Annotated in this window: 5 protein-coding genes and 2 pseudogenes; 5 read left to right on the forward strand and 2 right to left on the reverse strand. The window is 74.9% G+C overall.

What is annotated here, in order from left to right:
- The 5 genes and pseudogenes from AB8Z75_RS30050 to AB8Z75_RS30070 all read left to right on the forward strand — a co-directional run.
- A pseudogene (locus AB8Z75_RS30050) lies at nucleotides 1–1,305 on the forward strand (hypothetical protein); the annotation flags it as partial.
- Between the two features lie 194 nt (nucleotides 1,306–1,499).
- A complete protein-coding gene (locus tag AB8Z75_RS30055) occupies nucleotides 1,500–2,552 on the forward strand; it encodes an ABC transporter ATP-binding protein (protein ID WP_369207482.1) in 1,053 nt (350 codons plus the stop codon).
- Nucleotides 2,549–3,286, forward strand: coding sequence for an ABC transporter permease (locus AB8Z75_RS30060; RefSeq protein WP_369207484.1), 738 nt, complete (start codon nucleotides 2,549–2,551; stop codon nucleotides 3,284–3,286). The genes AB8Z75_RS30055 and AB8Z75_RS30060 overlap by 4 nt, the downstream gene beginning before the upstream one ends.
- A gap of 244 nt (nucleotides 3,287–3,530) precedes the next feature.
- Nucleotides 3,531–4,607, forward strand: coding sequence for a sensor histidine kinase (locus AB8Z75_RS30065; protein ID WP_369207490.1), 1,077 nt, complete (start codon nucleotides 3,531–3,533; stop codon nucleotides 4,605–4,607).
- Nucleotides 4,607–5,218 (forward strand): response regulator transcription factor, encoded by a 612-nt coding sequence (locus AB8Z75_RS30070; protein ID WP_369207486.1) that lies wholly within the window; start codon nucleotides 4,607–4,609, stop codon nucleotides 5,216–5,218. The genes AB8Z75_RS30065 and AB8Z75_RS30070 overlap by 1 nt, the downstream gene beginning before the upstream one ends.
- A gap of 166 nt (nucleotides 5,219–5,384) precedes the next feature.
- Here the strand turns inward: AB8Z75_RS30070 and AB8Z75_RS30075 are convergent, their stop codons facing one another.
- Together AB8Z75_RS30075 and AB8Z75_RS30080 are read right to left on the reverse strand one after the other, a co-directional pair.
- On the reverse strand, nucleotides 5,385–6,287 hold the full coding sequence (locus tag AB8Z75_RS30075) for a transglutaminase-like domain-containing protein (protein ID WP_369207488.1): 903 nt from the start codon (nucleotides 6,285–6,287) through the stop codon (nucleotides 5,385–5,387).
- A gap of 1 nt (nucleotide 6,288) precedes the next feature.
- Nucleotides 6,289–6,585, reverse strand: a pseudogene (locus AB8Z75_RS30080) (GNAT family N-acetyltransferase); the annotation flags it as partial.

Below are 6,585 nucleotides of genomic sequence, written 5' to 3' on the forward strand. Positions count from 1 at the left end.
CCGCACCGGGGCGGCCCCGGTGCTCCCGGCCGCCCCGGTGCTTCCGGCGGCGAGTCGCCGGTCAGTTCGACGCTCGGTCTGGGCACGGGCCCGGGCACGTTCGCCCCGGGCGGCGCGGACAACGCCGCCCCCGGTGGCCCCGGTTCCGAACCGTCCGGCGGCCCCGCGACCGGTCCCGACGGCGCGCGGCGCTCGAGCGACACGATGGTCAGCGGCGTCCCGCAGGCCGGCCCCGACGGCGGCCCCGGTGGCCCGGACGGCCCGGCGACGCCGGGGCCGTCGCCCGCGCCGACCGGTGGCCCGGCGGCCCCGCAGGCGGCGAAGGCCGCGAAACCGGCACGCAAGGGCGGCCGTTCGAAGCTGGTCCTCGCGGGGGTCGCGGTCGTCGGCGTGCTCGGCGTCGCCTACGGCACGGGCCTGCTGCTGGACCATGCGGACGTGCCCAAGGGCACGACGGTCCTCGGGGTGGAGATCGGCGGCCTGAGCAAGCACGAGGCCGTCAACAAGCTGGACTCCGCGCTCGGTGAGCGGACGAAGAAACCGTTCACGATCAAGACGAGCGGTGGCAGCGCGAAGCTCAAGCCGAGCGTGGCGGGCGTGACGCTGGACAACGAGGCGACCGTGCGCGCCGCCGCGGGCCGCGACTACAACCCGGTCTCCGTCATCGGCTCCCTGTTCGGCCAGTCCCGCGAGGCGGAACCGGCCGTGAAGGTGGACGCCGCGAAGGTGCGGTCGGCGCTGGGGCCGCTCGTGGAGAAGGCCGAGGCGACATCGCCCTCCGAGGGCATGGTCAAGTTCACCGGCGGCAAGGCCGTCGCGGTCAAGGGCTCCGCGCACAAGGTCGTCGACATCGCCAAGGCGCCCGACGCGCTTGAGCAGGCGTTCGAGGAGCGGGCCGTCTCCGGCAAGAACGATCCGGTGGAGCTGCCGGGTTCCGTACACAAGCCCAAGGTGACCGAGGCCGATCTGGACAAGGCGGTCAAGGGCTTCGGGCGGACCGCGATGTCCGGCTGGGTCTGGCTGGAGGCGGGCGACGTGAAGGTGCCCTTCAGCCAGAAGACGCTCGGTACCTTCCTGACGATGCGCCCCGGTGGCAGCGGAACGCTCCAGCCGGTCATCGACACCGAGAAACTGGCGGCGACCTACGGGTCGGCCTTCGACAACGTGGTGATAAAGGCGGGAGCCGGCACGGTCAAGATGACGCCGAAGCACGCGGCTGCTGCCATGGTGAAGGCACTGAGCGAGAAGGCCCCGCCGGAGCCGCAGCAGCGGGTGGCCAAGGTGCCGGGATCGGTCTCCCAGTGAGGCCGTCGCCCCACTCGGCACCGCGCCGCCGCTGAGGCGGCGCCCGAGCACGCCGAAGGCGCCCCGCTGTACCGGCGGGGCGCCTTCGGCGTGTGCCGGGGACCGCGCGTCACCCGCGGGGTGTGACATCTGTCAGCCGAAGGACGCGATTGTCGGCACTGCCGCGGGCCCCTCGCCGCCGCGAGGCTGGGAACATGACATCGACGCAGGCCACCACACCCGCCGTGGAGTTCTCCGCAGCCGGCAAGACCTACGGGAGCGTCCGCGCTCTCGACGGACTGACCGTCAGCCTCCACCCCGGGCAGACCGTCGCCCTCCTCGGCCCGAACGGGGCGGGCAAGTCCACCACCCTCGACCTGCTGCTGGGGCTGCGCAACCCCGACCAGGGCGGCCGGGTACGGCTGTTCGGTGGCACACCGCGGCAGGCGCTCACCGGTGGACGGGTGGGCGCGATGCTCCAGTCCGGCGGGCTGATGGCCGGCGTGCGGGTACGCGAACTCGTCGCGCTCGCCTGCTCGCTGCACCCGCGCGGCTATCCGGCCGAACGGGTGCTCGCCGACGCCGGACTGACCGACATCGCCGAGCGGATGGTCGACAAGCTGTCCGGCGGGCAGGAGCAGCGGGTGCGGTTCGCGCTCGCGACCGCGGGCGACAGCGACCTGCTCGTCCTGGACGAGCCCACCACCGGCATGGACGTCACGGCACGGCGCGCCTTCTGGTCGGCGATGCGCACCCAGGCGGCGCAGGGGCGGACCGTGCTGTTCGCCACCCACTACCTCCAGGAGGCCGACGAGGTCGCCGACCGGGTGCTGGTCCTGCACCGGGGGCGGCTGCTCGCCGACGGCAGCGCCGCCGAGATCAAGGCCATGGCGGGCGTGCGCAGGGTCGGCTTCACGCTGGACGCGGTTCCCGACGGCGTTGTGGAGGCGCAGTTGCGGGCCCTGCCCGGGGTGACCGAACTGGAGCTCTCCGGTGCCGTCGTGAGGCTGCGCTCGGCCGACGCGGACGCCACCGTGCACGCCGCCTACGCGCTCGGCCTCTACCCGCGCGACCTGGAGGTCACCTCCCTCGGTCTCGAGCAGGCGTTCGTCACCCTCACCTCCCGCGCGGACGAGCCCCTCCTCCCGGCCACCGCTCCCGCGCCTGCGGCCACCGCTCCCGCGACCACCGCTCCCGCGTCAGCGACGACCCCGTCCGGGGCCGCGACCACCCTCCCCTCCCCGCACCAGAAGGCGGCCACCAAGTGAAGACGCTCGTCCGGCTGGAGATCACGCGCGCGCTGCGCAACAAGAAGTTCATGTTCTTCTCGGTGCTGTACCCGCCCGTCCTCTACCTGCTGATCGCCGGCAGCAACGAGGACACCGAGATGCCCGGACTCGACATCGACCTGAGCCTCTACTACATGGTCGCGATGGCCGCCTTCGGGGCGATGACCGCCGTCCTGATGGGCAACAGCGAGCGCATCGCCAGGGAACGGGAAGCCGGGTGGGTGCGGCAGTTGCGGCTCACGGCGCTGCCGGGCCGCGGCTACGTGACGGCGAAGATCGCCTCGGCCGCCACGGTCAGCCTGCCGTCCATCCTCCTGGTCCTGCTCACCGGGGCCGTCGCGAGGGGCGTGCGGCTCGACGCGTGGCAGTGGGCGGCCGTCGCGCTGAGCTCCTGGGCGGGCAGCTTCGTCTTCGCCGCGCTGGGCGTGGCCATCGGCTACCTGGCGACCGGGGACGCCGTACGGCCCCTCACCATGCTCTTCTACTTCGGGCTGGCGTTCCTCGGCGGGTTGTGGCTGCCCACCTCCAGCCTCCCCGGCTGGGTACAGGACATCGGCGCGTGGGTGCCCACCCACGCCTACACGGCGCTCGGCCAGGCGGTCGAGGCCGGTCACGCGCCGCACCTGGGGGACGTCGCGCTGCTGGCGGGCTATCTCGTACTCTTCGCCTCTGCGGCGGCGTGGCTCTACCGCCGGGACACCCGCAAGGCGTGAGCGGCAGCCGCACCGGCTCGCAGGCCACGCCGCGCGCCGCCGAGAAGCCCCGTACGAGATGAGGAGCCGCGTCATGGCCCGGACCGTTGAAGGGGCCGCTGAAGGGGCCGTCGCAGGGGCCGGAACCGCGGGCGACGGCGGCGCGGGGGAGGGGGCCGGCGCGGCGGCCGGCCCGGGCGGGCGGCGGTTCGCGGCCCTCGCGGAGCCCCGGCCCACCAGGCAGCAGAAGCTCGGCAAGGGCTTCATGATCCTGGTGTGGATGGTCTTCCTCGGCGGCCCGCTGGAGGACCTGTGGTCGGGCCGGCTCGGCACGGCCGCCACCGTGTGGGGGAGCGCGGGGCTCGCGGTGTTCGTCGCCGTCTACTCCGGGCTCGTCTTCCGCCATACCAGCTCACCGCTGCCGAGCCGGTCCGTGCACGCCCTGTTGGCGCTCCTGTTCGCGCTCGCCTGCGCGCTGCCGCCGACCGTCGGTCAGGACTGGCTGGTGCTCTTCGTCTACGTCGCGGTCGCCTCCGGCGCGGTGCTGCCGGTCGCACGGGCCACCTGGGGCGTGGGGGCGAGCGTCCTGGCGCTGGCGGTGATCGGCACCGGCTTCGGGACGCGCCCGTGGTGGGGGGCGTGGACCGCCTTCGCGATCCCGGCCGTGCTGGGCGGGTTCGCGCTGATGTCCGCGCGCAAGACCGTACGCACCATGCGCGAGCTGCGTCGGGCCCGTGCCGTCGTCGCGGAACTGGCGGCCAACGAGGAGCGGCTGCGGCTCGCCCGCGACCTGCACGACCTGCTCGGACACTCGCTGTCCCTGATCACCCTCAAGAGCGAGTTGGCGGGACGGATGCTGCCCGCGCGTCCCGAGGACGCCGCCGCACAGGTCGCCGACATCGAGCGCGTCAGCAGGCAGGCCCTCGCCGACGTGCGCGAGGCGGTCAGCGGCTACCGGCGCCCCACCCTCGCCGTCGAACTCGCCGGCGCTCGCACCGCACTGGAGACGGCGGGCATCGCCGCGGACCTGCCAGGCGGGGCGCCGTCCGTCCCGCTGGGACCCGAGGCCGAGGGCGCGCTGGCGTGGGCGCTGCGCGAGGCCGTCACCAACGTCGTACGGCACAGCGGCGCGCGGCGCTGCACGGTCGCACTCGGCGCCGGCGAGGCGGCCACCTGGCACCTCACCGTCACCGACGACGGCACGGGACCCTCCGGCGCGGGAGCGGGCAACGGGCTGAGCGGACTGCGGGAGCGGCTGGCACTCGTCGACGGGACCCTGACGACCTCCGCGGGGCCCGACGGGGGCTTCACGCTGCGGGCCGCGGTGCCCTCGCTACCCTGATGCGCGTGATCAGACTGCTGCTCGCCGAGGACCAGGTCATGGTCCGCGAGGCCCTCGCGGCGCTGCTCGGCCTGGAGCCGGACATCGAGATCGCCGCCCAGGTCGGGCGCGGCGACGAGGTGTCCGACGCGGTCGCTGAGCACCGTCCCGACGTCGCCCTCCTCGACATCGAGATGCCGGGCCGAAGCGGCCTGGACGCGTTGGAGGAGCTGCGCGCCGCCCACCCGTGCCTGAAAGTCGTGATCCTCACCACGTTCGGCAGGCCGGGCTACCTGCGCAGGGCCATGGAGGCGGGCGCCGACGCCTTCCTGGTCAAGGACGCGCCCGCCGCCCAACTCGCCGACGCCGTGCGGCGGGTGCGGGCGGGAGAGCGGGTCATCGACCCCGGGCTGGCCGCCGCCGCCCTCGCCCAGGGCGCCAGCCCGCTGACCGAGCGGGAGTGCGACGTGCTCAGCGCGGCACGCGAGGGCGCCGGCAACGCCGAGATCGCCGCCGCGCTGAACCTCTCGCACGGCACCGTCCGCAACTACCTGTCCACGGCCATCCACAAGACCGGGGCGCGCAACCGCACGGAGGCCGCCCGCATCGCCCGCGACAGGGGCTGGCTGTAGCGGCGCACCGGGCGAGCCGTATTTCCCGGGCCCGGGCCGGGGGGGCTCCGGCCGGGAGGTGTCCCCACCCGCCACGAGCCGCCCGCGGCCCGCACACCGCGGACGAGTGGAACCCCGTCGCCGGAGCAGGGCCGGCCGGGAGAAGCCCAAAACCGTGCGCGCGGCGTCAGTTCAGCCTCGCCCGCGCGGCGCGGGCCGCCCGGCGCATGTTCTCCGCCGCGTTCGGCTCCATCGCCGCGACCACGGCGGCGTACTCCTCCATCTCCCGCGCGCCCCGCGCGAACTCCCCCCGCTCCACCAGCAACTGCGCCCGCTCGAACCGGAGCCTGCCCGGATGGTGCGGCAGCAGCAGAGACAGCTCGACCGCCCACAGCCGCACCCCCGTCTGCTCGGGACGGCGGGCGGCCCACGCCCGGATGTTGTTGAGCACCCGCAACACCGTCTCCAGCGGCCCCGCGGGCTGCAAGGAGGCGGCCGACAGCGGTGCCCCGCCGGTGGCCCCGGCGACCATGACGGACAGCTCCTGCTCGCCCAGCCGCGCGCCGCCGGCGAACGGATCGGCCAGCACGTGGTCCCCCCGCGGGTCCCCGAACCCCACGACGAAGTGCCCCGGCAGCGCCACCCCGTACACCGGGGCACCCGCACGCCGCGCCACCTCCGTCCAGACGACCGACAGCAGGATCGGCAGCCCGCGCCGCCGCCGCAGCACCTCGGGCAGCAGCGAGGAGGCCAGCCGCTGGTAGTCGGGGGCGGCGCCGCGGAATCCGAGCTCCTCGCCCAGCAGCCGGCGCAGGGCGCTCGCCCACCCGGCGGGCGTACGGCCGCGTTCGTACGGCAGCAGCCCGGCGAGCCGGTCGAGCTCCGCCTGCCCCTGATCCACGATCCGGTCGACCGCGCACGCGTCCCGGGCGGCGCCCTCCCGGCGCAGCGCCGCCTCGGCACCGACCAGCAGACACAGCGACGCCAGATCGGGCCCTTCCTCCCGCGCCGCCTCGGCGAACCGCTGCCTGACCACGTCGGGTACGCCCTCACCCGCGCCCGGACCCTGGGTTTCCTCTCCGCCCGCCATGTCAGTCCTGCGGGGCGCGCAGATAGTGGTACGCGTGGTGGTCGGCGAAGCCCAGCGTGGCGTAGAGCGCACGCGCGGGCGCGTTGTCGCGCTCCACCTGGAGATAGGCGGCCGAGGCCGCCCTCGGCCGCCTATCTCCAGGTGGAGGTCGGCCATGACCGCCCGCGCCAGCCCCTGGCGGCGGTGCGCGGGAGCGACCTCGACGCCCGCGAACCCCGCCCAGCGGCCGTCCACCACGCACCGCCCGATCGCGGCCGGTGTGCCCTCCGCCTCCCGGTCGTCGGGCACCGTCGCGAAC

It is taken from the genome of Streptomyces sp. PU-14G (genome assembly GCF_041028275.1).
Classification (GTDB): domain Bacteria; phylum Actinomycetota; class Actinomycetes; order Streptomycetales; family Streptomycetaceae; genus Streptomyces.

Bases quoted from the DNA above. Each gene is read 5' to 3' on its own strand.
- AB8Z75_RS30070 (WP_369207486.1), top strand. From the start codon at position 4,607: ATGCGCGTGATCAGACTGCTGCTCGCCGAGGACCAGGTCATGGTCCGC.
- AB8Z75_RS30075 (WP_369207488.1), bottom strand. From the start codon at position 6,287: ATGGCGGGCGGAGAGGAAACCCAGGGTCCGGGCGCGGGTGAGGGCGTA.
- AB8Z75_RS30065 (WP_369207490.1), top strand. From the start codon at position 3,531: ATGATCCTGGTGTGGATGGTCTTCCTCGGCGGCCCGCTGGAGGACCTG.
- AB8Z75_RS30055 (WP_369207482.1), top strand. From the start codon at position 1,500: ATGACATCGACGCAGGCCACCACACCCGCCGTGGAGTTCTCCGCAGCC.